Source organism: Polaromonas sp., from assembly GCF_039932935.1.
Classification (GTDB): Bacteria; Pseudomonadota; Gammaproteobacteria; order Burkholderiales; family Burkholderiaceae_C; genus Polaromonas.
In genome coordinates, this window is the sequence record NZ_JBDTPB010000084.1 from 1 (window position 1) to 23,642 (window position 23,642).

Consider the following 23,642-nt stretch of genomic DNA (forward strand, 5'->3'; position numbering starts at 1 on the left):
GCCGCCAGTTTTGCCAAGCTGGTGTATGTGAGCTGCTGGCTCAAGTGCCACGAGCCGGCGTGTTTTGTGGCGGCTCTCATCAACTCACAGCCCATGGGGTTTTACCCGCCCTCACAACTGGTGCAGGATGCGCGCCGGCATAGCGTGGAGGTGAGGGCGATTGACGTGATGCACAGCGAGTGGGACTGCACGCTGGAGCCTGATCTTCCCCCTCCCGATTCTTTAGCCGTTCGGGCTGAGCCTGTCGAAGCCTTGCCTGCGCAGCGCCAACCGACCCTTCGACAGGCTCAGGGCGAACGGGATCAGGCTCAGGGCGAACGGGATCAAGATGCGGCGGCCAAGCCTTCCTACCCCGGCATTCACCCCAACCAGCCCGCGGTTCGCCTGGGTCTGCGCCTGGTGGCCGGCCTGCCTGAAGCCGCGGCCATCCGGCTGGTGAAGGCGAGGGCTGGCGCCCCCTTCACATCGACCGAAGACCTGGTTTCGCGCGCGCAACTGGGCTCGCTGGAGATCAACGCCCTGGCCGCCGCCGATGCCTTGCTGCCGCTGGCCGGCCACCGGCGCCAGCAGGTCTGGGCGGCGTCGGCCATCAAACCGGCGCCGGGTCTGCTCAAGGCCGTGCCCACGCACGAAACGCCGCTGGTGCTGGCGGACACCCCCGAAGGCGAAAACATCCTGTTCGACTACAACGCCACGGGCCTGACCCTGCGCCGCCATCCGCTGGCCTTGCTGCGCGAGCGCCTGGCCAGGCGCGGCCTGCTCACCGCCAGCGAGCTCAATGCCTTGCCCGATGGCCAGGAGGTGGCCGGCTGCGGCATCGTCACCGTGCGCCAGCAGCCGCAAACCGCCAACGGCACCATTTTTGTGACGCTGGAAGACGAGACCGGCCCGGTCAACGTGATCGTGTGGAAGTCATTGCGTGAGGAGCAGCGCGCCGAGTTGCTGCACTCGCGCCTGCTGGCGGTGCACGGTATGTGGCAGCGCAGTGAAGAAAGCGGCACGGCAAAAGGCTATGGCGCCGTGCGCAACCTGGTGGCGCATCGGCTGGAAGACCTGACGCCGCTGCTGGGGCGGCTGGGAACTTCAAGCCGGGATTTTCACTAGGCGCCTGTCGGGCTTAGTTCGTCGAAAGCGAAAATCGCCCCCTTGCGAGAATGGTTTTTGACGATTTTGCGTGCCCATATCTGGATATGGGGGTAAAAAGCAGCGAAAAATAGACCGACGAGGACATCCCTTTCCGTCTTCAACACCGCCCGGTCTGTGCCTCGGGCCGGCCGGGTTTCCCCTGAATCCCAAGCCCTTTCCTGAATGCTTCTGTTTGTACGCTAACGAACATATAAGACAGCGGTAACTGCCTATACTGGACGCTGATGCAAAACCCTCCCAGGTGGTGCCGCACGCCAATCCAATCGGGAGTTCATGATGGCCAACGTAGCCGACAAAGAGAAATCGCAGCCTGAGCACAACCACCTGCTGGCGTCGTTGCCCGAGGCTGAACTCAAGCGTTGGCGGCCCGACCTCGAATGGGTAGAGATGCCCTTGGGCCATGTGGTTTACGAATCAGGCAAGGTGCAGAACTACGTCTACTTCCCGACCACCTCGATTGTTTCGCTGCTCTACGTGCTTGAAAATGGCGCTTCGGCAGAGATTGCCGTGGTTGGCAATGAAGGCATTGTCGGGGTGTCGCTCTTCATGGGCGGCGGCACCACCCCCAGCCGCGCCGTGGTGCAAAGCGCAGGCCAGGGTTTTCGGCTGAAAGCCCACGCTATGAAGCAGGAGTTCGACAGGTCAGGCCCCGTGCTCCACTTGCTGTTGCGCTACACCCAGGCGCTGATCACCCAGATGTCACAGACGGCGGTGTGCAACCGCCACCATTCGCTGGACCAGCAGCTGTGCCGTTGGCTGTTGCTGAGCATGGACCGTCTGCAGGGCAATGAACTCGTCATGACGCAGGAGCTGATTGCCAACATGCTGGGTGTGCGCCGTGAGGGCGTGACCGAAGGCGCGACCAAGCTGCAGCAGGCCGGGCTGATCAAGTATTCGCGTGGCCGCATCACGGTGCTGGACCGCCCAGGCCTGGAAAAGCGCACCTGCGAGTGTTATGCCGTCGTCAAGAAAGAGTACGACCGCCTGCTGCCCACCAAGCAGGCCAAATGAGCCAGGAGTCTGCGCGGCAGAAGGATCGTCGGCTGCAAAGCGACCGCGCCGGTCCATTTTTCACCGGCTTTTTGGCCCATAGCTACGGCTATGGGCCTGCAAACCCGGCAAAAACTGTCCTCGCCGGGGTCACTTTTCGCTTCGACGTCTTCTGCCGCGCAGACTCCCAGGCCCACAACAGTGTGGGCCACCGAACAGGCACACCGCCGGCATTCCTATAGACTCGGGCACCTGCCAAAACTGCCATCGACAGCAGCCGGGCCGTGACGCAGCCCCTCGCCATTGGGGGGTCGGCAAGCACACCTGGGAATCCCCTTGACCCCTGTCGACAACCACCTGATCGCGCTTTTGCCGCGCCAGGACCGTACACGGCTGCTCAAGCTGTGTGAACCCGTAGATCTCGTATTGGCGCAGGTGCTCTCCGATCCCGGTGAATCAACGCGCCACGTTTACTTTCCCACCCACGGATTTATTTCGCTGATCGCCATCGTCAAGGGCAGCCCCGGTGTCGAAGTAGGCATGGTGGGCCGTGAAGGCATGCTCGGGGTGCAACTGGTGCTGGGTGTGACAACCGCGCCTTTGCATGCGCTGGTGCAGGGCGAGGGCACTGCCTGGCGTATCGGCACCCGTGCATTCAAGCGGGAGCTGGCTGCCAGTACGGCCCTGCAACGCAGCATGAACCGCTACCTCTACGTGCTGATGGCCCAACTGGCTGAATCCACCGCCTGCGTGCGCTTTCACCAGATCGGTCCGCGCCTGGCGCGCTGGCTTTTGATGAGCCAGGACCGTTCACAGGCCTCGAGCTTTGACGTGACGCAGGAGTTTCTTGCCTACATGCTGGGCGTGCGCAGGGTCGGCATCACCGCTGCGGCGGGCGATTTGCAGCGCAAGGGCCTGATCGAATACAGCCGCGGCAAACTCACGGTACTGGACCGCCGCGGCCTGGAAGCCGCGTCATGCGGTTGTTACGCCGCAGACAAAAAAGCCTATATGGATTTGCTGGAGTAGAGTGGCGCATGACCACTTCCACCCAGGCCCAAAACAAACTGCGGCCATCTGGCGTGCCGGTGGATTCGTCGCCTGAAGCGACGCTGGATGAGCGGGCACGTGCGGTGATCAGGCACATCGTGGCGCGAACGCCGATTGCACGCAACCTCGCCGAAAGTTTTGACGAACAGCCATCCCTGGGCCTGCGCGCCGCAGATGCGGTTGCGCGGTTCGGCGGTTCATGGACCTTTGTCGGGCTGTTCGCGGCTGTCATGCTGGGCTGGGTGGGGGTGAACGCCGTGCTGCTGCTCAGCCAGGGCCGAACGTTTGATCCCTACCCCTACATCCTGCTCAACCTGTTCCTTTCGATGCTGGCGGCGATACAAGCGCCCGTGATCCTGATGTCGCAAAACCGGCAGGCGCAAAAAGACCGGATCACGGCGGAGCACGATTACGAAGTCAACCTCAAGGCCGAGCTGGAGATCATGCTGCTGCACGAAAAGATCGATGCCTTGCGCGACCTGCAATGGGCAGAGCTCATCGGGCTGCAGCAGCAACAGCTTAAGTTGCTGGCGACCTTGTGTGCGCAGAACACTGCGGGCGATCCCGGGCCTCAGGCCAGCACGGACTGAAGCGGGCGCCTCAGGGAGACCGGCATCTTCGGGCCGTAGCCAAACCGCAGCACCAGGTCAGGCCGGCTGGCCGGGTCAAGGCCCAGATGCGATGCCAGTTGCGGCCGCAGCGCCGCCACTTCCACCGGCTGGTTGAGCATGGCATTGCGGATGCCCAGCGCCGTCGCCTGCAGGGCAAAGCGCTGGTAACATCGGCCCGTTTCCACCCAGTGGGCCGGGTCATTGGCTGCTGATACAAAAATCGCCACACCGGCCGAGCTGTGAATCTGCCGGGCGTATTTGTCGTTTTCCCTTTGCGGCGTCATCAACAGGCCAAACAGCAGGCTGCCCAGCCAGTCCGGCACAGAAGGGCTGCCCGAACTGACGCTGTACAGGCCGTCACCCGTTCGCACCGCATCGGCACCGTTGAAGCGCACCCAGCGCCTGAGTTCGGACATGAAGGCAGCGTCATTCAGCTGGGCGGTGTTGCCGGCCAGCACATAGGCCAGAATTTTCTCTATCGCTGCTTTTTCAGTCAGCAGGATCACGTGCACGCCGGGGCCCGTGCCGGCCTGTTCGAGCAGCCTCAGGTGTGCGTTGCTTACCTTTTGGCCATCGAACTCTGTGCGGGTGCTTTGGCGCTCGGGAATGGCGCGAAAAAGGTCGGACGCCACCGGCCGTGTGGCGGTCAGTGCGATGGATGTTTGCAGCGAGCGGGCGTCAAAACGCACGTCGGTGGCGAGCCCGTTGGCCAGCGCGGCCTGCACCAGGTTTTCGGTGGCGCAGCCCAGGGAGACAAAAAGATGATGGTCATCCGGGTCCACTGCCGGGCAGCGGCGCGAGAAGTCGGGCATGACCTCGATGGCGGTCTGGCCGGGATGGAATTTCCAGCACTGGGTGTTGTGGCTCGATGGTGCCAGCGTGGCGTAACGCACCAGTTCCTGCCTGAGCGCGAGGCTGTCGCCGCTGGCGCTGTGCCGGCCCTCGGCAGGGTGCCATACCTGTTGCACGGCAGAGGCATAACCCGCCTCATCCGCAGCGCCTGAACACGCCTGCAGGAGCAGCGGCACGCCGGTGACGGCCGCAGCGCGCATGAACTGTTTTCGGGTCAGCATGTGTCGACGCCTTTCGGGGGTGGTCTTTCAACGCGAGGGAGGAAGTGGTCTGCTCCTGAATTCATAGCGTTTCGCGCACGGCTCTACTGGCCTGCAGGACCTTTTTGCCTTTGAAATACGCATGAAGTTGCCTTGTTTGCGCCGAAAAATCAGTCTTTTCTTGATGGAAATGGCCTGTGGCCCAGTAAGGGCCTGCGCCAGCAGCTATCAAAAGAAGAGCATTGCATCGGCCGAGGTCAAACCGCGTTCCAGGCCAGGCCCGTGGCTTTTGCCGGCGCCTGGGCCTGCATCGCCGAGGGGTGACCAGGTCGGGTGCTTCTGTCATGGCGTTAACCTGCCGTACTCATGTAACCCATCCACTGCCAGTAGGTCAGCGAAAAGATCACCAGCAATACGGCGGCGGCCAGAGTGATCACCAGGCCGGTCCGTACGAAATCGCGGGCTTCGAAGGTGTCGGTACCGCAAGCGATCATGTTCTGTGGCGCGTTCACGGGAAGGATGAAGCCGAAGCTCACGACGAACTGCAGCAGCATGGTCATGCCGACCACATTGATGCCCGGCGTCTTCACGGCCATGAGCACGCTGATGATGATGGGCACCATGGTCGAGGCCAGCGCCGTCGCGCTCGCAAAGCCGAGGTGAATCACAATCAGGAACAGTGACATCAGCATGAGGATTGCAAACGCACTGGCGTTCTGCAGCCCGAGGTTTTGCACGATCAGGTTGGCCAGCCAGCCGGCGGCCTGGGTCTTGAGCAGCGCCGTGCCAATGCTGATGCCGACGGCGAACAGGATCACCGTGCCCCACGGAAAACCGCGTTGTGATTCCTTCCAGTCCATCACGCCCAGCCGCGGCAAGAGCATGAGCGCAATCGCGGCAATGGTGGTGGATGAGGTGTCAAAGTTGTGCAGCACCTTTTCCGTGGCCCAAAAGCCCAGCAGCACCAGCACGATGGCCAGCAGCTTCCACTCCTTGACTGTCATGGTGCCGATGGCATCGAGTTGCTGGCGAATGGTGGATTGCCCGCCGGCGATCTCGGCCATCTCGGGCTTCATCATGCGGGTCATGATGAAGTAGAGCGCGATGCTCAGCAACGCTGAAAACGGCGCCCCGGCAATGAACCATTCCATCCAGCTGATGCTGGTGGCAAACTGTTTTTCAATAAAACCGATGGCCACCATGTTCTGAGCCGCTGCGGTCTTGATGCCGACATTCCAGATGCTGGCGGTCTGCGCCGCCGTGATGACCAGCAAGCCGGCAAAGCGGCTGCGCTTGTCGACCTTGAAGGCCATGATGAAACCCATCATGATGGGTACCAGGCAAGCCACGCGCGCCGTGGTGCTGGGCACGATGAACGAGAGCAAAAAGCCGGTCACCATCGCGCCGATCACGATGTGGTTCGTGCGCGCATCCACCTTCGACAGCACCACCAGCGCAATGCGTCTGTCCAGCCCGGTGGCCGTCATGGCCGCGGCGATAAAACAGGCGGCCGCCACCAGGGCTACGGCACTGTTTGAAAAGCCCGACAAGGCCAGACCGAGCGCCGCGCCGGTGCCCATGCCGGCGCCCCCGGGTGTCGCCACATCGGGCACGCAGGCCAGCAGAAAAATCATGAGGGCACCGGTGACCACGGCGCTCGCTGCATAGTCAAGCGCTTCGGTCATCCAGACGATGACGGCAAAAGCCAGGATGCCGAGCATCATCTGGCCGGCCGGCGGCAGACCCGCAGGCTGCGGCAGCATGACAATGGCCAGCAAGGCCGCCAGCGCCGCAAACAAAGCCGCGCGTTTGACATTGCTGGCGACCGGCGCAGGTTTTACAGCGCCAGCCGGCGTGCCGGCGGTCATGCTGCCCCGTGAGGCGGCGCTTCGATGATGACTTTCAGTGCATGGGTGTCGGCGGCGCGGCTGAAGGTGTCGTAGGCGGCCAGAAACTCGTCAAACCGGAAGTGATGCGTGACCAGCTGCGCGGCGGCGATGCGTTTGGACTGCACGGTCTTCAGCAGCATCGGGGTCGAGACGGTGTCGACCAGGCGCGTGGTGATGGTGATGTTGTGCGACCACAGCCGCTCGAGGTGCAGATCGGCCTTGATCCCGTGCACGCCTACATTGGCGATGGTCCCGCCAGGCGCGACGATGTCCTGGCACAGCTCAAAGGTGGCGGGAATGCCGACGGCCTCGATGGCCGTGTCCACGCCGCGTCCGCCGGTTAGCGCCATGACTTGCTGCGCTGCGGTGCCGTCAGCGCTGTTGATGGTGGCTGTCGCGCCAAATCGCTTGCCGACGGCCAGCCGGTTGTCGTCCAGGTCAATCATGATGATTTCGGCCGGCGAATACAGCTGCGCGGTCAGCAGGGCAGCGAGCCCGATCGGGCCCGATCCAACAATCGCCACGCTGGTGCCGGGTTGAACTTTTCCATTGAGCACGCCGCACTCAAAACCGGTCGGCAGGATGTCGCTCAACATCACCAGCGCATCTTCTTCGGCGCTTTCCAGCCCTGCCGGCAGCGGGTGCAGGCTGGTGTCGGCATGGGGAATGCGCACATATTCGGCCTGGGTGCCGTCTATGCTGTTGCCCAGAATCCAGCCGCCGGTGGTGCAATGCGAAAACATGCCCTTGCGGCAATACTCACAGCGGCCACAGGCGGTGATGCAGGAGATGAGTACCCGGTCGCCGGCCTTGAAGGTGCTGACCCCTGGCCCGACGGCATTAACGACGCCCACACCTTCATGGCCCAGAATGGTTCCGGGCTTGCAGGTCGGCACATCGCCCTTGAGGATGTGCAGGTCAGTGCCGCAGATCGTGGTTTTGGTGATCCTGACGATGGCGTCGGTGGGCTGCTGGATCACCGGCAAAGGGCGTTCGTCCAGGCTTTTTTGCCCGGGACCGTGGTAGACGAGTGCTTTCATGGGTGCTTTCTTTCTACGTTTACTTGACCAGCAGAACGGGAATGTCGCTGTCTGCGACGACCCGCTGCGCCACGCTGCCCATCAGGGCACGGCCAATCCAGCCGTGGCCATGGGTGCCCATCACGATCATGTCGACCTTCGCGTTGCTGGCGGCGGAGATGATCTCCTGGACAGACGAACCAATCACCGCAATGCAGCGGTGTGGGACGTGTGTTGCCGCCAGAAAAGTCTTGATCGGGCCCAGCACCTTGTTCGACTCTTCCGTGTGAAAAGCCGCCACGTCTGCTGATCCCAGCAGGGTGGTCACGCGCCCGTGAACCGGTGGCTGGACATTGACCACCAGCAACTCATGGGTGCCAAGCAGTTCCTTGTGTTGGGAGATGAAGGCCAGCGCTTTGTCGGTAAATTTGCTGCCGTCTGCGGCCAGGAGGAGTTTCATGGGGGTCCTTTTTTTCAGAGTTGAAGGGGTCTGGCGTTGAGCTTGCCGGGGTGAGCCGTTTGAGCCTTGATGTATGTCAAGGACAGGTGAACTCACCGATTTACCGTTCGTGCCGGGTGTTCGTTACCGCACAGATGCACGAGCATGGTTCGGATACAACAGACGTAGGACAACGCCGCGACCTGTCGCTCCGACTCTCGATTCATGCGCGCCACGCGGGGCGGCATAGAAAGTATGGTCATGATCACATCAGCCTTCGCACCTTCCCTGGCTTGCGCGCCATTGGTGCCGGAGCTTGTGGCTGCAACTGCGGTTTCATGGAGGGTGCCCGCGCTGGAAAAAGCGGCGCTCCCATACCATGTCATGACCGGGGCAGCTCAACCTGCTGGCGGCGAGCACGGAAACTGTTGTGGCCAAGGCATTTCTGCCGGCGAATGGGATGACCTGTTTGGCGCTGTGGCAGCCAGGCTGCGCAAGGCGGCATCGGAGCCGTATCAATCGCCGGCCGGCCTGGAAGGAGGAGGGCCCACCGCGCTGGCAGCGGTGGTGCTTGAATGCGTGGACGCCATGGGCTTGCTGCGCGTGTTGCTGGCGCAGCAGCGCAAGTAGCAGTCCTCAGCCCGGCGTTACTTCCCGGAATGCGGGAGCGGGGTGACCCTAGGCATGGGCCGAAACGGACGCGCCATTGGCGGGCGCGGCGGTAACGACTTCTGCCGTTGTCTGTTGCATTGCCATCTCCAGCAGCTTGCTGTAGTTCTCGATCTTTTTGTAGAGCAGACGTACTTCCAGGGCGTTGTGGATGCGCGTCTTGACCTCGATCAGGTCGAAGGGCTTGCTGATAAAGTCCCGGGCGCCGGCCTGCAGGGCGCGCAGCTTGTGGCCGGGCTCGGCCGTCAGCACAATGACGGAAAGGTAAGGGTCGGTGCGGCCATCGTTCAGCGCTTCCATGACCTGGAAGCCATCCATCACCGGCATCTTCAGGTCAAGCAGGATCAGGTCGTAGTGGTTGGCGGCATGCAGGCCCTGGACCATCTGCGGGTCCATCGTCGAGGTGACGTTGCGGTACCCCGTTTCGGCCAGCAGCTGTTCCAGCAGCAGCACGTTGACTGGCTGGTCGTCAACAATCAGGATGCTCGCGTTCAGGATGTCGAATTCGTTGGTCACTGGGCTTTCTCCTTGGTGGCGATAAGGCCGGGTTTGATTTTTGAAAACGCCAGCGCCAAGTCCAGGGTTTCCATGAATGCGCTGATCTTGATGGGCTTGGTGAGGTAGCGGAAAAACCCCGCTTCGAGGCCTTTTTCAATGTCGCGCGGCATGGCGTTGGCGCTGAGCGCCACCACCGGGATGTGCGCTGTCAGCGGGTCTTCCGACAAGATCTTCAGCGCGGTGATGCCGCTGATGCCGGGCAGGTTGATGTCCATCAGGATGAAGTCCGGCAGCGACGCGCGGGCAATGGCGATGCCGCTGATGCCATCGCGCGCCGACAGCAGCCGCAGGTCGGGCCGGCGAGCAATCAGGTCTTCGACCAGCATCAGGTTGGCTGGATTGTCTTCGACGTACAGAACGGTGCGCGCCTGCGGGTCGGTCGGGCCTTTGGCTTGCAGGGCCGGCGCCAGATCGGCCAGTTGCTCGCTCAGCTGTTGCTCGCTGGTGAGGTTCATCTCGATCCAGAACATGCTGCCCTGGCCGGGCACGCTCTCGACATCAATCACGCCGCCCATCAACTCCACCAGCCGCTTGGTCATGACCAGCCCAATGCCGGTGCCTTGCTCCGCCGTGGCTTGCTGGCCAAGGCGGTTGAAGGGCTGGAACAGCTGGTTGATCTGATCAGCGGCCAATCCTTCGCCGGTGTCCCGCACCGAGATGCGGATGCGTTCAGGGATGATGTCGGTGCATTGCAGCGTCACCGAGCCGCGCTCGGTGTTGTACTTGATGGCATTGGACAGCAGGTTGATCAGCACCTGCTTGAGGCGCGTGCGGTCGGCGCTCACAAAGCAGGGTTGGTTAAACACCGGAAAGCTCACACTGATGCCGCGCTTGTCGGCCTGCGACTCGATCATGGTTTCACATTCGCGCATGACTTCAGCGAGGGAGACGGGCTCCAGCGACAGCGACAACTTGCCCGATTCGATCAGCGCCAGGTCGAGGATTTCGTTGATCAGGTCCAGCAGGTACCAGCCGGCCTGCAGGATCTGGTCGACGCTGCGCTTTTGTGAGGGCGTGGGCTGCGGGGTGCCCGATTCGATCAATTGTGCAAAGCCGAGGATGGCACTGAGCGGCGTGCGCAGCTCGTGGCTCATGCTGGACAAAAAGTCGGATTTGGCCTGGTTGGCCTTTTCCGCCGTGGCCATGGCTTCTTTCAGCGCCATCTCGACCTGCTTGCGCGCCGAGTTGTCGGTGCCGATGAGCAGGTAGCCGATGATGGTGCCGAGATCGTCGCGCAGCGCCGTGATGGACACAATCGCCGGGAAACGGCTGCCGTCCTTGCAGATATAGGTCAGCTCGTAAATGTCTTCAATGCCGCGCGAAGCCTTGAAAGCCAGCGCTTCAAAGCCCGGTGTGATGGTGGTGCCCAGCTCCTGGCTCAGCGCCTTGGCCCGTGCCATTACCTCGCGCGGGTCGTGAATGTCGCTGGGGTTGATTTTGTTGACCACCTCGGCAGCCATGTAACCCAACATGCGCTCGGCACCCACGTTAAAAAGCTGGATGATGCCTTTTTCATCGGTGGCGATGATGGAGAAGTTTTCGCTGGTCAGGACGGCGGTTTGCAACGCGCCGGTCTTGAGCAGGGCTTCCTGGCGCTCAACTTCAATGCCGTCGGCTCGGGCAATGGCGTCAAGAACGCTCGGGCTGGAAATAGGGGGCATGGGCCATGTTTTTGTAGAAGTAAGGACGATCCAGCGAAGAGCCGCCTACGGGCGATGCTTCCAGGATCCTGGCCGGGGTGTTTGCGAAGTCTTAAAAGACTCCGGGAGTCTTACAGGTGCGCGTGGAAAAGTCTGTGCGTTATCGCACATAAAGGGATTCAAAGAGGCTGTCCTTGCACGAAACAGGGGCGCGGCCCACAGCGGGCCGGCCGGCCAGTCACTGTGGTTCAACTGTTGGCGCGGCGGTAAAACGCCAGCGAACCGGCCAGCGCCAGCAGCGCGCCGCCGCAGGCGCGGTCTATCCACTGAGTGGCCGAGGCCTTGAGCAAGCGGATCGCCCGGGCGCCGACAAAGGCGTAGGCGAACATCACCGAGAAATCCACGCCGGCAAACACCGCACCGATGGCCAGGTACTGCGGCAGTTGCGCGGCAGCCGGGTCAATGAACTGCGGCAGCAGCGCCGAGCAAAACAAATAACCTTTGGGGTTGGTCACGGCGACCAGGAAAGATTTCATGAAGATGCGCCGTTTGCTGCGTTTGGCTTCGTCCGCCGTTTCGGCCCCATCAGTGGGTACGTCAAAACCGCCCTTGGAGCGCAGCAGGCGGATGCCCAGCCAGGCCAGGTAGACCGCACCCGCGTACTTGAGCACCGAGAACCAGAATTCAGAAGCCGCCAGCAGCGCGCCCAGGCCCAAAGCGACCGCACCAACCAGCACGATGTCTGAAGCCACCGCCCCGAACATGCCGGCCACCGAGCGCCGCACGCCGTAACGCGAACCATTGGCCAACGCGAGCAGGACGGTGGGGCCGGGCGTGGCAATGGCCACCAGCGCGACCAGGGAAAAGAGCAGCAGCGTGGTCGTGTTCACGGTGCCGCCTCGCAGCCCTGGGGTTTATAGACACGCTCCGTCGAAGGCGGGTATTTTGTGAGGAAGCGCTCCGGACGGCTGGGCCGCACGGTGAAACCGCCGCCGCAGTTCGGACAGACGCCGTGGAGCCTGGTGTCGGCGCAATCGGCGCAAAAAGTGCATTCAAAGGTGCAGATGCGCGCCTCGGTCGACTCGTTGGGCAGGTCCTTGTTGCAGCATTCGCAGTTGGGGCGGAGTTCAAGCATGGACGGTCCTTTTTTTGGCGGTGGTAAAGGGAAAGGGGGCTCAGTTCAGTTTTTTCACCAGCACCTGGCTCTTGCGGTCCCAGTTGTATTTGCGCTTGCGGCCCTCGGGTAGCCAGTCTGGATCGACCTGTATAAAGCCGCGTTTGATGAACCAGTGCATGGTGCGGGTAGTCAGCACAAAAATGCTTTGCAAGCCGGCGGCGCGGGCGCGCTGCTCGATGCGCTTCAAGATTTTCTCGCCATCGCCCTGGCCCTGGCTTTGTGGCGACACGGTGAGCGCCGCCATCTCGGCCGTCTTGGCCTCGGGGTAAGGGTAAAGCGCCGCGCAGGCAAAGATCACGCCGTCGTGTTCGATGATGCTGTAGTTGGCGGCGTCGCGTTCGATCTCTGTGCGGCTGCGCTTGACGAGGGTGCCGTCGTTTTCAAACGGCTCAATCAGCTGCAGGATGCCGCCCACATCGTCGCCGGTTGCCTCACGGAGCTCTTCGAGCTTTTCATCGACCACCATGGTGCCGATGCCGTCGTGCACATAGATCTCCAGCAGCAGCGAGCCGTCTACCGCAAAGGGCAGGATGTGGCTGCGTTCCACGCCGGCCTTGCAGGCCTTGACGCAGTGCTGCAGGTAAAACGCCGTGTCGGTCGGGCGCTCGCCATTGGGCAGGGTAGCCAGGAGTTTTTCGGCTGCAGCCAACGGCAGCTCGGTGTCGATGGGGTTGTCTTCGCTTTCGGGTTGGTCGTGGTGAATGCGTATGCCCGGGATTTCGCTCAGGAAGATCAGCTTGTCGGCCTGCATGGCAATCGCTACCGAGGTGGCGACCTCTTCCATGGTCAGGTTAAAGGCTTCACCGGTGGGGGAAAAGCCGAAAGGTGAGAGCAGCACCATGGCGCCGAAGTCCAGAACCCGGCCAATTGCCGCGGTGTCGACCTTGCGCACCATGCCCGAATGCTTGAAGTCGACGCCGTCAAGAATGCCGACCGGCCGAGCCGTGATGAAGTTGCCAGAGATCACCCGCACCGTGGAGCCGGCCATGGGGGTGTTGGGAAGGCCCTGGCTGAAGGCCGCCTCGATTTCATAGCGCAGCTGGCCTGCAGCCTCCTGGGCGCTGTCGAGCGCAACTTCGTCGGTGATGCGCATGCCGTGCGAGTATTTCGCCTCGTGGCCCTTGGCTTTGAGCTGCTCGTTGACTTGGGGACGAAAACCGTGCACCAGCACGATCTTCACGCCCATGCTCTGGATCAGTGCCAGGTCTTGCGCAATATGCTGAAGCTTGCCAGCGGCAATCGCCTCGCCGGCAATCCCGACCACGAAAGTTTTACCGCGGTGCGTGTGGATGTAGGGCGCGACCGAGCGAAACCAGGGCACAAAGGTGAAATTGAAGACGGCAGACATGGGCGCGCTTTCGGGTTCGGGGTAGCGGGTCAAGGGCGGCCGGGCCGGCGCGGTGAGAAGCGAGAGGAGAGGGTGACTCCTCTGGTCGCTCCTGGTCGCTCCTGGTCTCAATACCCGGTCACGGAAAAGTTCAGTGAGTGTAAGGGAGACAGGGCAGGGCCGAGGGCCGCCACCACGTTGCGGCCAACCCGGTTTTCCGCCGGTTTTTTCTGGTTTGGCGTTTGCGTAATGGAGGGCGGCGGGGTATGGTTCAGGTCCATGGACAAATACGCGATCGGGTTTTGGGGCTGCTATTTCGGATCAGCCAGCCTGATGGTGGCCGGTTCGGCATTTGCCTATATCCGGTCCTTGCGCCGAATTGCCGTCAATGCCGCCGTCTCGGCGATCGCTTCGACGTTCTTTGTGGTGGCCTTCCTGGGCGGCCTGCCCATCGAGAATGCCGATGTGCTGGACCGCTTTTTGGCCCACGTGGCCGGCGTGGTGGCCGCCGTGCTGTCCTATCTGCTGTTTTCCATTCTGGGCATTTTGCGCAACCCTGCGTCTGCAAGGCGCGCCTTGGTCTTGCTGGCAGGTCTGGCGCTTCTTGTCATGGCGGGCGGCTGGGCACTGAGCCCTCATCACGCGCTGGCATTGAGCCTGGGGCTGGCGTGTTTGCTGGCCTTGGTGGCGATGGGGCTCAGCCTTCGCAGTGCCGTTCGGGGCGACCGCCTGGCCTGGGTAGCCGTATCCGGCGTGTCGTTCATGCTGGTGGCCATTGCCGGGCTGAGCTGGATCGCGCTGGACCGCCACGAGGTGCCGTGGCAGGTGCACGCGGTCAGCGCTGTTGCCGGCACGTGTTACCTCGCCACCATGGCGGCCGTACTGTGGACCCGCTATTCCTACCTGATCGAGCTCAACCGGGCCATGGCCCACGGCCCCAGTTACGACCCGGTGACGCGCATGCGCTCCCACAGCGAGACCGGCAGCATGGTGGAGGCCGCCTTCAGGCGCTACCGCGACGATCCCGTGCCGTTGGGGGTGATCGTGGTGTCGGTGGCCAATCTGTATGTGCTCGAAAAGCTCTACGGCCATGCGGCAGTCAACCACGCGCTGTTTGTGTGCGCCGGCAGGTTGAAGCGAACCGTACCGGCCCATGTGGAAATGGGGCGTCTGGCCGATGACGGATTTTTGCTGCTGATGCGCAGCTGTTATGAGAGCGGCCAGCTGATTCAGCTGGCGCGCAGGGTCCAGGCGGCTCTGGCGCGGTCGGTGGTGCTGAACACCACGCTGGGCATGGGCGAGGCAGAACAGCAGCAAACACGCTGGGTTGCCGAAGTCGGCCTGGGCGTGCTCCGGGTGTCCAAGACCGATGCCCGGGCTTCTTCCGCGGTGATGATCGGGCGGAGGATGTCGCGCACAGCGCTGAGCTACCCAAGCCGCATTGCGTGGTTTGACGAAACCAGCGGGGAAACCGTCGACTTGCCCGTGCTCGCCGCCGCTTGACTGGCAACCATACCCATGCCGGTCTGGTGCGAGCCGGAACACCCGATAATTGAGCGCTCTGGTTGCCTTGGCTGCCGCTCTATCCTGCGTTGTTTCTGGCTTCTTCTTTGTCTTTTTCTTTGTCCTCTTCCTTGTCTCCCCTCGCCATCACTTTTCCAGAGTCGCTCCCGGTTTCGGGCAAGCGCGACGAAATCACTGCCGCCATGGCGGCTCACCAGGTCATCATCGTCTGCGGCGAAACCGGCTCTGGCAAAACGACGCAGCTGCCCAAGATCGCCCTGGCCATGGGGCGCGGCAAGCTCAATTACCCGCCTGGACAGGGCCGGCTCATCGGCCATACCCAGCCACGCCGGATCGCCGCGTCGAGTGTGGCCAAGCGCATTGCCGAAGAGCTGAAAACGCCGCTGGGCGACGTGGTGGGCTACAAGGTTCGCTTTCAGGACCGGCTCTCGCGCGACGCCTCCGTGAAGCTCATGACCGACGGCATTTTGCTGGCCGAGACGCAGACGGATCCGCTGCTCAAAGCCTACGACACGATCATCATTGACGAGGCCCACGAACGCAGCCTGAACATCGACTTTTTGCTGGGCTACCTGCGCCAGTTGCTGCCGCGCCGGCCTGACCTGAAGGTGGTCATCACCTCGGCGACGATTGATGCGCAGCGGTTTGCGGACTACTTTGCTTCGAGCACGCCGCCGCCGGGCCGCCCCAAGGCGGGCGACGCCCCCCCGGGGGGCAGCGACGACGAGCAGCGCGGAGCGTGGGGGCCCAAAATTCCGGCACCGGTCATCATGGTGTCGGGCCGCATGTTCCCGGTGGAGCAGCGATATCGGCCGTTTGAAGAGTCCCGTGAGCATGACCTGAACGACGCGATCGCGGACGCGGTCGACGAACTCTGGTTGAGTCCGCACAGCGCGGGTGACATCCTGGTGTTTTTGCCTGGCGAGCGCGAGATTCGGGAAGCGGCGGACCATTTACGCAAGCATCTGGCGCATCAGCCGCTGACGCGCAACGCCGAGGTGCTGCCGCTGTTTGCCCGCCTGAGCCAAGCCGAGCAGGACCGCATTTTTGACGGCCACAATGGCCGGCGCATTGTGCTGGCCACCAATGTGGCCGAAACCTCGCTGACCGTGCCCGGCATCCGTTATGTGGTGGACGCAGGTACCGCGCGCGTCAAGCGCTACAGCTTTCGCAACAAGGTCGAGCAGCTCATGGTGGAGCCGGTGTCGCAGGCCGCGGCCAACCAGCGTGCCGGTCGCTGCGGCCGGGTGGCCGACGGTATTTGCATACGCCTTTACGACGAAAAAGACTTCCAGGGCCGGCAACCGTTTACCGACCCTGAAATCCTGCGCAGTTCGCTGGCTTCGGTGATCTTGCGCATGAAGGCGCTGCACCTGGGCAATGTGGAAGAGTTCGCATTCATCGAGCCGCCGCAGCGCCGTGCGATTGCCGATGGTTACCAACTGCTGGCCGAGCTGGGCGCTGTTGATGCCGACAACGAGCTAACGGGCGTGGGCCGCACGCTGGCCAAGCTGCCGCTGGACCCGCGCGTGGGCCGCATGATCCTGGAGGCCAAAGACCGCAATGCCCTGGACGAGGTGCTGGTGATCGCCAGCGCGCTCAGCGTTCAGGACGTGCGCGACCGGCCCATGGACAAGCAGGCCCAGGCGGACCAGCAGCACGCCAAATTTGATGACGAGAAAAGTGAGTTCAGCGGTTACCTCAAGCTGTGGAAATGGCTGGGCGACGCGCGCGGCGGCCACGGCACCGACCACAAGCTCTCCAACCGCCAGTACGAAAACCTGCTGCGCGAGAACTACGTCAACATCCGCCGCGTGCGTGAGTGGCGCGACATTCATTCGCAGCTCCACACGGTGGTGGGCGAGCAGAAGTGGACGCTGAATGACAAACCTGCCAGCTATGAGCAGCTCCATCTTTCGATGCTCTGCGGCCTGCTTGGCAATATAGGCTACAAGAGCGACGAGGCCGCTTCGACAGGCTCAGGACAATCGGAATATCAGGGTGCGCGCGGCATCAAGTTTTACCGCCACCCCGGCGCGCGCCTGAGTAAAAAACCGGGCCGCTGGATTGTGGTGGCCGAGCTGGTGGAAACCACTCGACTCTTTGGCCGCGGCATCGCCAACATTGACCCGGCCTGGATAGAGCAGGTGGCTGGGCATTTGCTCAGCAAACAGATGCTGGACCCGCACTGGGAGAAAAAAGCCGCCCAGGTGACGGCGCTGGAGCGCGCCACGCTGTACGGCCTGGTGGTTTACAACGGCCGCCGCGTCAACTTTGGCCGTATTGACCCGGTGACGGCACGGGAAATCTTTATCCGCGAAGCGCTGGTGGCGGGCAATTGGGACACCAAGCTGCCTTTCCTGGCGGCCAACCAGAAACTGATCCAGCAGGTGCAGGACCTGGAGCACAAGGCCAGGCGGCAGGATGTATTGGTCGATGAGGAGCTGATTTACGCCTTTTACGACCAGCAATTGCCCGCCGATGTGCACAGCGGCGCCAGTTGCGAGCACTGGTACAAGGAAGAGTCCAAAAAGCAGCCTCAGCTGTTGTTGTTGACGCGTGAAGAGCTGATGCGCCACGAAGCGGCGGGCATTACCACGCAGTCATTTCCAAAGACACTGCGCCTGGGCGGCGTGGACTGCCTGATGACCTACCTGCACGAACCTGGTGACGCGCGCGATGGCGTGACCGCGGACGTGCCGCTGTTTGCACTCAACCAGGTCAATGAAGAGCGTTGCGAGTGGCTGGTGCCCGGCATGCTCAAGGACAAGATCCAGGCGCTGATCAAGACGCTGCACCAGCGCCCGCGCTCGCGGCTGGTGCCGCTGCCTGAAACAGCTGCCCGCATGGCGGAGCAGCTGGGGCAGCCCGAGGTGTTCGGCAGTGGCTCGCTGACGGACGCGGTGCTCAAGCTGGTGCGGGATGCAACCTCGCTGGACATCAAGCGCAACGACATGAAGCTGGACATGCTGCCGCCACACCTGTTCATGAACTTTCGCGTGGTAGACGAGCATGGGCGGCAGTTGGGCGCAGGGCGCAACCTCGGCGCGCTCAAGAGCGAGCTGGGTTCACAGGCACGCGGCGCGTTCCAGGCGCTGGCGGGCCTCAAAAACCTGGCGAAGGCCGCCGACCCGGGTCCAGGGCCCGGCGCCGGATCTTCCGGGAATATTTCATTAAATAAGCCTTCAGCCCAATCAGACCGTGCGCAAGCAGCTCCTGAAAAGATAGCAATAAAGGCGCCGGAACGCTACACCAGCTGGAGTTTTGGTGAGCTGCCGGAGCTGATGGAGATTCGCAAGGGAGGCCAGACGCTGATTGGCTTTCCGGCGCTGATTGACCTGGGTGATGCGGTGACCATCGAGGTGTTCGATGAGCCCGACGTCGCGGCGGCCAAACACCGCGCGGGTTTGCGCCGGCTTTTTTCGCTGCAGATCAAGGACGCGCTCAAGTACCTCGAAAAGAACCTGCCCGAGCTGCAGAAGATGGCCACCAGCTACATGCTGGTGGGCCGTGCCGCTGACAACTCCGGCGGCGGCACCCTGGAGGAATTGCGCGAGCAGATTATTGAAGTCGCGCTGGACCGCGCCTTTTTGCTCGACCCCTTGCCAACCGGTGAGGCTGAATTCAAGACCCGCATCGACAACGGCCGGGGACGCTTGACGCTGATTGCGAGCGAGGTCGCGCGGCTGGCGGCGGGCATCCTCGCAGAGTTTGCCGTAGCGCAGCGCAAGATCAAGGACAGTAAAAATGCCGCCGATGCGGCGACCGATGCCGCGCAGCAATTGCAGCGCCTGGTGCCCAAACGATTTTTGACGACGACACCTTATGGGCAGCTGCAGCATTTCCCGCGCTACCTGAAAGCCATCACCCTGCGGCTCGAAAAATGGCGGGCCGATCCCGCGCGCGACACCACCAGGCTGGCGGAGCTGCGTCCACTGGAGCAGCGCTATTGGCGGCTGCTGGCCGAGCGCAAAGGCGCGATGGACGCGCGCATGCATGAATTTCGCTGGTTGCTCGAAGAGTTACGAGTCAGTTTTTTCGCGCAGGAGTTGCGCACCCCTCAACCGGTCAGCATCAAGCGGCTGGAAAAGGCTTGGCAGCAACTGAATAGTTGATGCTGGGCTTTTCGGAACTTAAGCGCCCAAGCAAAAGGGCCTTGCAGTTGCAAGGCCCTTTTATTTTGGAAGTCGTTTTAAGCCTAGATGCGGCCCATCAACAACAGCACAACCAAAATCAGCACCACGAGGCCGATACCACCGCTTGGGCCGTAGCCCCAGCTGCGGCTGTGGCCCCAGGTTGGCAGGGCGCCGACGAGGATGAGAATTAAAACGATCAGCAGAATGAGCGATAGCGACATGTGAAGCACTCCTTGTTATGTGAAGTGATTCTGACCCGGCATGCTTCGCAAACAAGCAGGAGGAGAGCGTGTTGGGCCGTCGGTTAATACTGACAGTCTCGGCCTACAACCTGGCCAGACGCTGCAGCGCGGTGTTCAGGGTCTCATCTTTTTTTGCAAAACAAAAACGCACCACGCGCTGGTCAAAGCCGTTGCCATAGAAGGCCGACAAGGGAATTGCCGCCACGCCGATCTCGGTGGTCAGCCATTTGCAGAAGCCGGCTTCGTCCAGGTCGCTGACGGCGGAAATGTCCACGCACTGAAAGTAGCTGCCTTCGCTGGGCAAGAGCTTGAAGCGGGTTTTTCCCAGTCCTTCGCGAAACAGGTCGCGCTTGCGCTGGTAGAAAGCCGGCAGGTCGAGGTAGGGTTGTGCATCGGCCATGTACGCGGCCAGCCCATATTGCACCGGGGTGTTCACGGTGAACACATTGAACTGGTGCACCTTGCGAAACTCCGTGGTCAGAGCGGCCGGCGCGGCCACGTAGCCGATCTTCCAGCCCGTGACATGGTAAGTTTTTCCGAAACTGCTCACAATGAAGGCGCGTGCGGCAAGCCCGGGAAAACGCGCAGCGCTTTGGTGGTGCCGGCCCTCGGCCGCGTCAAACACCATGTGTTCATACACTTCATCGCTGATCAACAACACGTCGGTGGGTGCGAGGATCTCCTGCAGCGTGAGCATGTCGGCTTCGGTCCATACCGTGGCGCTCGGGTTGTGCGGTGAGTTCACGATGATCGCCCGTGTTCGCGGCGTGATGGCTGTGGAAATTTTGTCGAAGTCGGGCCGGAAGGTTCCGGGCGTGAGGGGAACGCGCACCACAACGCCGCCTGCCAGTTCGATGTTGGGCACATAGCTGTCATAGCAGGGCTCCAGCACGATGACTTCGTCCCCGGGATGAACGACGGCAAGAATGGCCGTGATGATGGCTTGCGTGGCGCCCGCCGTGATGGTGATCTCGGTGTTGGCGTCGTAGCGGTGCCCGTACAGCGTGGCGACCTTGTCGGCGATGGCTTCGCGAAGCACAGGCACCCCCGTCATGGGCGGGTACTGGTTCAGGCCCTGGGTCATGGCGTCGGTGACGGCATTGACGAGCTTGGGATCGCATTCGAAATCGGGGAAGCCCTGGCCCAGGTTGACGGCACCTTTTTCGGCGGCCAGTGTGGACATGACCGTGAAGATGGTGGTGCCGACGGCGGGAAGCTTGGTTTGGAGCTTGGGGGTGCGTTCGTGGACAGTGGTCATGATTGCGCAGTGATTTTTCTTCAAACGGCCGCCAGCGGCATTCCCCTGACGGGAGGCGGCCGCAGGCCGGTTCGGGGTGGATTAAATTCCGTAGTCGTTGACGCGGCTGGCCATGGCTTTGGTGATGAGCTCACGGTCGAGCTTGTCGCTGAGCAGCTCGGCGAATTTATACACGAAGTTGCGCAGATAGGCGCTGCGCTTGAAGGCCACGCGGGCGACGTTGACGCCGAACAGCGGCCCGGCGGCGATGGCGATCAGGTCGCTGTTGGTGCCGTCTTCCTTGATGGCCATCTCGGCCACAATGCCGACGCCCAGGCCCAGGCGCACATAGGTCTTGATGACGTCGGAGTCAATGGCTTCGAGTGCGATACGCGGCTGCAGGCGCTTGGCGGCAAACGCCTGGTCGATCTTGGTGCGCCCGGTGAAAGACGGGTGGTAGGTAATCAGCGGCTCTTCAGCCAGATCTTCCAGCGTGATGTTCTCTTTTTTTGACAGCGGATGGCCAACGGGAATGACCAGCATGTGTTGCCATTCATAGCAGGGCAGGGTCACGAGGTCTTCGTACTGTGTCAGCGATTCCGTGGCGATGCCGATTTCGGCGACCTCATCGAGCACCATGCGGGCCACCTGGTCGGGTGAGCCCTGGTGCAAGCTGACATTGACCTTCGGAAAGGCCTCACGCAGCCTGGCCACCGGCTGCGGCAACACGTAGCGCGCCTGGGTGTGCGTGGTGGCAATGGACAGCGTGCCGCTGTCTTGCGCCGAGAACTGTTCGCCGATGCGCCGCAGGTTGCCAACCTCGCGCATGATGAGTTCAATGCTTTTGAGAACGTGCTCGCCGGGCTCGGTCACGCGTTTGAGGCGTTTGCCGTGCCGCGCAAAGATTTCCACGCCCAGTTCTTCTTCGAGTTCGATGATGGCCTTGGAGACGCCGGGCTGCGAGGTATGCAGGGCCTTGGCGGTCTCTGTCAGGTTCAGGTTGCGCCGGACGGCTTCCTGGACAAAGCGGAATTGGTGAAGGTTCATATCAAATTCAAGCTAATTATTCTTTTTATTATGCCTGTTTAGCGCTAAAGAGCGCGTCGTGGTGCTACGACAGGGCGATGTCGGCCATAAGGGCGGTCAGCTCGCCGTATTCTCCGGCGGCGGGTAGCAGCTCAACTTCTACGCCCGGGTGGGCTGTCCGGATGCCGTCCAGTAAAAGCGGGAGATCTTCCCGCGCATGTTTGCCTACACCGAAGAAAAGGGGGAACACCCTGATGTGCCGTGCGCCAGTAGCTATCAAATTTGTAGCGGCGTCGGGCAATGAAGGCAGGCAGAGTTCCAGGTACGCGCAACTGACGGGGGTGCCGGGCTCGCGGCGGCGAATTTGCGCGGCGACCGCCTCAATGGGTTCGCGCCATTGTGGGTCTCTCGACCCATGCGCAAACAGGATAATGCCGCGCGGTGCGGGAGTGCCAGGCATGCGGGTCCTTTAACGCCGGAGCACCAGCCAGCCGAACGCCCCCAGCGAAACAGCCATATAGAGCAACCCCGGTGTGGCCGCGGCCAGCCACGGCTGCCAGTTGCGCAGGTTGCCGATGTAGCCGAACACGTTGTTGAGCAGGAAGAAGCTGATGCCGATCATCACACCCGCGAACACGTAGCCGGCAATACCGCCCGAGCGGAAGTGAAGGTAGGCGAAAGGCAAGGCCAGAATCACCATGACCAGGCAACTGAGCGGGTAAAAAACCTTTTTCCAGAACTCGATTTCATACCGCTGCGCCGTTTGGCCGTTGGCGTCGAGATGGCGGACGTAGTTGAACAGGTCGATGGTGCCCATGCGCTCGGGTTTGAGCAGCGCCACGGAGACCATTTCGGCGCTGATATCGGTGGGCCAGCGAAAGTTCTGCAGCGTTGCGCGGTTGACTTTGGCGTTCTCCTGAGGCTTGGCGCCACCACTCGCACCGGCAGAAACTTCAAACTCCGTGCGCGTGGCCTGGCTTAATTGCCAGGCATCACCGGTCGTAAAACTTGCCAGGGGCGCTTGCGTGGTCGAAACGATCAGGCCCTTGTTGTTGAACTCGAATATTTGCACCCCCTGCATTTCGTTGTCGGGTGTGAGTGCTTTTACATTGACCACAAAGGTGTTGTAGGCCTGTTTTTCTTTCAGCCACGCGCCGGTCTGGCCGATGGATATCTTGTTCTGGTAGCGCGCCTTGAGCAGCTGTGCGGCGCGTTCGCTGGCCGGTGCCACATAGTCTCCCACGGCGAAACTGAACACCACAAACAGCGCACCCAGTGTCAACAGCAGCTTCAGTGCGCGCCATGGCCCCAGGCCGCTGGTTCGCAGGATGGTGTATTCAGAACTTTGTGCCAGCCGGGCCATCACGAAGATGGTGCCGATCAGGACTGAAATCGGGAGCAGTTCGTACAGGTGGTTGGGGATCAGCAGGCCCACATAGAGGAGGGCATGCCTGATCTGGTAGATATCGGCGGCGTTGAAGCCGCTGCTCTTGCCAAGGTATTGCAGCTCATCGACCAGGTCGAAAAAGAAAAACAGGGCCAGGAAACCCAGCGCCACCAACGCAATGGCGGCCAGCACTTCACCGTAAATCAGGCGGCGTATGGTTTTCATCGGTGGCTTTCGCTGTCGCGCACGGCAAGTGGTGCACGGCTGACGCGCCTGGCCGGCCGCAGCGTCCAGTTGTACTGTCGTTTGGAGAGCCAGGCGAGGGCCAGTACCAGGACGCCCCCGTGAAGCGCCAGCAGGAGGGTGCTGAAACTGACGAGGCCCACAAAAACCCAGCTCTGCCCGAGATTGACCAAATTGTTGTAAACCACAAAGGTCAGCAGGACAAAAATCATGTTGCCGCTGCGGCCGCCGCGCGGGTTCACGCTGGCAAGTGCCACCGCCAGCACGACAAAATTGATGG

At 61.9% G+C, this 23,642-nt stretch carries 21 protein-coding genes and 1 pseudogene; 7 read left to right on the forward strand and 15 right to left on the reverse strand.

The features are described from left to right. The 4 genes from ABI546_RS14935 to ABI546_RS14950 all read left to right on the forward strand — a co-directional run. Positions 1–1,104 (forward strand): OB-fold nucleic acid binding domain-containing protein (locus ABI546_RS14935; protein WP_348047625.1); only part of this gene is annotated, 1,104 nt, incomplete at its 5' end. Positions 1,105–1,422: 318 nt separating this feature from the next. Beyond that, positions 1,423–2,157 carry a Crp/Fnr family transcriptional regulator gene (locus ABI546_RS14940; protein WP_348047627.1) on the forward strand — a complete coding sequence of 245 codons (735 nt, stop codon included), beginning with the start codon at positions 1,423–1,425 and terminating at the stop codon, positions 2,155–2,157. Between the two features lie 315 nt (positions 2,158–2,472). Further along, positions 2,473–3,165, forward strand: coding sequence for a Crp/Fnr family transcriptional regulator (locus ABI546_RS14945; protein WP_348047629.1), 693 nt, complete (start codon positions 2,473–2,475; stop codon positions 3,163–3,165). Positions 3,166–3,173: 8 nt separating this feature from the next. After that, entirely contained in the window at positions 3,174–3,776 is a 603-nt protein-coding gene (locus ABI546_RS14950; protein ID WP_348047631.1) for a DUF1003 domain-containing protein, read from the forward strand. On the opposite strand, the gene ABI546_RS14955 is transcribed toward ABI546_RS14950, so the two are convergent. From ABI546_RS14955 to ABI546_RS14970, 4 genes are all read right to left on the reverse strand, one after another. After that, complete coding sequence (locus ABI546_RS14955) at positions 3,758–4,870, reverse strand: nitroreductase family protein (protein ID WP_348047633.1); 1,113 nt, start codon at positions 4,868–4,870, stop codon at positions 3,758–3,760. The two genes, ABI546_RS14950 and ABI546_RS14955, sit on opposite strands and share 19 nt — an antisense overlap. A gap of 329 nt (positions 4,871–5,199) precedes the next feature. Continuing rightward, positions 5,200–6,717 carry a DASS family sodium-coupled anion symporter gene (locus tag ABI546_RS14960; RefSeq protein ID WP_348047635.1) on the reverse strand — a complete coding sequence of 506 codons (1,518 nt, stop codon included), beginning with the start codon at positions 6,715–6,717 and terminating at the stop codon, positions 5,200–5,202. Further along, positions 6,714–7,778 carry a zinc-dependent alcohol dehydrogenase family protein gene (locus tag ABI546_RS14965; RefSeq protein ID WP_348047637.1) on the reverse strand — a complete coding sequence of 355 codons (1,065 nt, stop codon included), beginning with the start codon at positions 7,776–7,778 and terminating at the stop codon, positions 6,714–6,716. Before ABI546_RS14965 ends, ABI546_RS14960 begins: the two co-directional genes overlap by 4 nt. Before the next feature lie 19 nt (positions 7,779–7,797). Beyond that, a complete protein-coding gene (locus tag ABI546_RS14970; RefSeq protein WP_348047639.1) occupies positions 7,798–8,217 on the reverse strand; it encodes a universal stress protein in 420 nt (139 codons plus the stop codon). Positions 8,218–8,457: 240 nt separating this feature from the next. Between ABI546_RS14970 and ABI546_RS14975 the strand changes: the two genes are divergently transcribed. Continuing rightward, positions 8,458–8,826 carry a hypothetical protein gene (locus tag ABI546_RS14975; RefSeq protein ID WP_348047641.1) on the forward strand — a complete coding sequence of 123 codons (369 nt, stop codon included), beginning with the start codon at positions 8,458–8,460 and terminating at the stop codon, positions 8,824–8,826. A gap of 48 nt (positions 8,827–8,874) precedes the next feature. Here ABI546_RS14975 and ABI546_RS14980 read toward each other — a convergent pair whose 3' ends face one another. The 5 genes from ABI546_RS14980 to argA form a co-directional block, all read right to left on the reverse strand. After that, entirely contained in the window at positions 8,875–9,381 is a 507-nt protein-coding gene (locus tag ABI546_RS14980; protein WP_348047643.1) for a response regulator, read from the reverse strand. Further along, entirely contained in the window at positions 9,378–11,084 is a 1,707-nt protein-coding gene (locus ABI546_RS14985) for an ATP-binding protein (protein WP_348047645.1), read from the reverse strand. The genes ABI546_RS14980 and ABI546_RS14985 overlap by 4 nt, the downstream gene beginning before the upstream one ends. Positions 11,085–11,311: 227 nt before the next feature. Then, a complete protein-coding gene (locus tag ABI546_RS14990) occupies positions 11,312–11,953 on the reverse strand; it encodes a LysE family translocator (RefSeq protein ID WP_348047647.1) in 642 nt (213 codons plus the stop codon). Continuing rightward, complete coding sequence (locus ABI546_RS14995; protein ID WP_348047649.1) at positions 11,950–12,198, reverse strand: DUF1272 domain-containing protein; 249 nt, start codon at positions 12,196–12,198, stop codon at positions 11,950–11,952. Before ABI546_RS14995 ends, ABI546_RS14990 begins: the two co-directional genes overlap by 4 nt. A 40-nt stretch (positions 12,199–12,238) precedes the next feature. Then, positions 12,239–13,588, reverse strand: a complete 1,350-nt coding sequence (argA, locus tag ABI546_RS15000) for an amino-acid N-acetyltransferase (protein ID WP_348047651.1) — start codon at positions 13,586–13,588, stop codon at positions 12,239–12,241. 258 nt (positions 13,589–13,846) lie between these two features. On the opposite strand from argA, the gene ABI546_RS15005 reads away from it, so the two are divergent. After that, the gene (locus tag ABI546_RS15005) at positions 13,847–15,070 is read left to right on the forward strand and encodes a GGDEF domain-containing protein (protein ID WP_348047653.1); all 1,224 of its coding nucleotides are present in this window, start codon (positions 13,847–13,849) and stop codon (positions 15,068–15,070) included. Positions 15,071–15,201: 131 nt separating this feature from the next. Then, the gene (gene hrpA, locus ABI546_RS15010; RefSeq protein WP_348047655.1) at positions 15,202–19,206 is read left to right on the forward strand and encodes an ATP-dependent RNA helicase HrpA; all 4,005 of its coding nucleotides are present in this window, start codon (positions 15,202–15,204) and stop codon (positions 19,204–19,206) included. 83 nt (positions 19,207–19,289) lie between these two features. Here hrpA and ABI546_RS15015 read toward each other — a convergent pair whose 3' ends face one another. The 6 genes and pseudogenes from ABI546_RS15015 to ABI546_RS15040 all read right to left on the reverse strand — a co-directional run. After that, a complete protein-coding gene (locus tag ABI546_RS15015; protein ID WP_082516826.1) occupies positions 19,290–19,448 on the reverse strand; it encodes a DUF3309 family protein in 159 nt (52 codons plus the stop codon). A 103-nt stretch (positions 19,449–19,551) separates the two neighbouring features. Then, entirely contained in the window at positions 19,552–20,727 is a 1,176-nt protein-coding gene (locus ABI546_RS15020) for a pyridoxal phosphate-dependent aminotransferase (RefSeq protein ID WP_348047658.1), read from the reverse strand. Between the two features lie 81 nt (positions 20,728–20,808). Beyond that, a complete protein-coding gene (locus ABI546_RS15025; protein ID WP_348047660.1) occupies positions 20,809–21,753 on the reverse strand; it encodes a CysB family HTH-type transcriptional regulator in 945 nt (314 codons plus the stop codon). 64 nt (positions 21,754–21,817) lie between these two features. Continuing rightward, entirely contained in the window at positions 21,818–22,192 is a 375-nt protein-coding gene (locus tag ABI546_RS15030; protein WP_348047662.1) for a CbiX/SirB N-terminal domain-containing protein, read from the reverse strand. A 9-nt stretch (positions 22,193–22,201) separates the two neighbouring features. Next, positions 22,202–23,344, reverse strand: a complete 1,143-nt coding sequence (lptG, locus tag ABI546_RS15035; protein ID WP_348047664.1) for an LPS export ABC transporter permease LptG — start codon at positions 23,342–23,344, stop codon at positions 22,202–22,204. Further along, positions 23,341–23,642 (reverse strand): annotated as a pseudogene (locus ABI546_RS15040) (LPS export ABC transporter permease LptF); the annotation flags it as partial. The gene lptG and the pseudogene ABI546_RS15040, both read right to left, overlap by 4 nt.

Bases quoted from the DNA above. Each gene is read 5' to 3' on its own strand.
- lptG (WP_348047664.1), bottom strand. From the start codon at position 23,344: ATGAAAACCATACGCCGCCTGATTTACGGTGAAGTGCTGGCCGCCATT.
- ABI546_RS14995 (WP_348047649.1), bottom strand. From the start codon at position 12,198: ATGCTTGAACTCCGCCCCAACTGCGAATGCTGCAACAAGGACCTGCCC.
- ABI546_RS15015 (WP_082516826.1), bottom strand. From the start codon at position 19,448: ATGTCGCTATCGCTCATTCTGCTGATCGTTTTAATTCTCATCCTCGTC.
- ABI546_RS15025 (WP_348047660.1), bottom strand. From the start codon at position 21,753: ATGAACCTTCACCAATTCCGCTTTGTCCAGGAAGCCGTCCGGCGCAAC.
- ABI546_RS15005 (WP_348047653.1), top strand. From the start codon at position 13,847: ATGGACAAATACGCGATCGGGTTTTGGGGCTGCTATTTCGGATCAGCC.
- ABI546_RS14950 (WP_348047631.1), top strand. From the start codon at position 3,174: ATGACCACTTCCACCCAGGCCCAAAACAAACTGCGGCCATCTGGCGTG.
- ABI546_RS15020 (WP_348047658.1), bottom strand. From the start codon at position 20,727: ATGACCACTGTCCACGAACGCACCCCCAAGCTCCAAACCAAGCTTCCC.
- argA (WP_348047651.1), bottom strand. From the start codon at position 13,588: ATGTCTGCCGTCTTCAATTTCACCTTTGTGCCCTGGTTTCGCTCGGTC.
- ABI546_RS15030 (WP_348047662.1), bottom strand. From the start codon at position 22,192: ATGCCTGGCACTCCCGCACCGCGCGGCATTATCCTGTTTGCGCATGGG.
- ABI546_RS14955 (WP_348047633.1), bottom strand. From the start codon at position 4,870: ATGCTGACCCGAAAACAGTTCATGCGCGCTGCGGCCGTCACCGGCGTG.
- ABI546_RS14940 (WP_348047627.1), top strand. From the start codon at position 1,423: ATGGCCAACGTAGCCGACAAAGAGAAATCGCAGCCTGAGCACAACCAC.
- ABI546_RS14985 (WP_348047645.1), bottom strand. From the start codon at position 11,084: ATGCCCCCTATTTCCAGCCCGAGCGTTCTTGACGCCATTGCCCGAGCC.
- ABI546_RS14965 (WP_348047637.1), bottom strand. From the start codon at position 7,778: ATGAAAGCACTCGTCTACCACGGTCCCGGGCAAAAAAGCCTGGACGAA.
- ABI546_RS14960 (WP_348047635.1), bottom strand. From the start codon at position 6,717: ATGACCGCCGGCACGCCGGCTGGCGCTGTAAAACCTGCGCCGGTCGCC.
- ABI546_RS14970 (WP_348047639.1), bottom strand. From the start codon at position 8,217: ATGAAACTCCTCCTGGCCGCAGACGGCAGCAAATTTACCGACAAAGCG.
- ABI546_RS14975 (WP_348047641.1), top strand. From the start codon at position 8,458: ATGATCACATCAGCCTTCGCACCTTCCCTGGCTTGCGCGCCATTGGTG.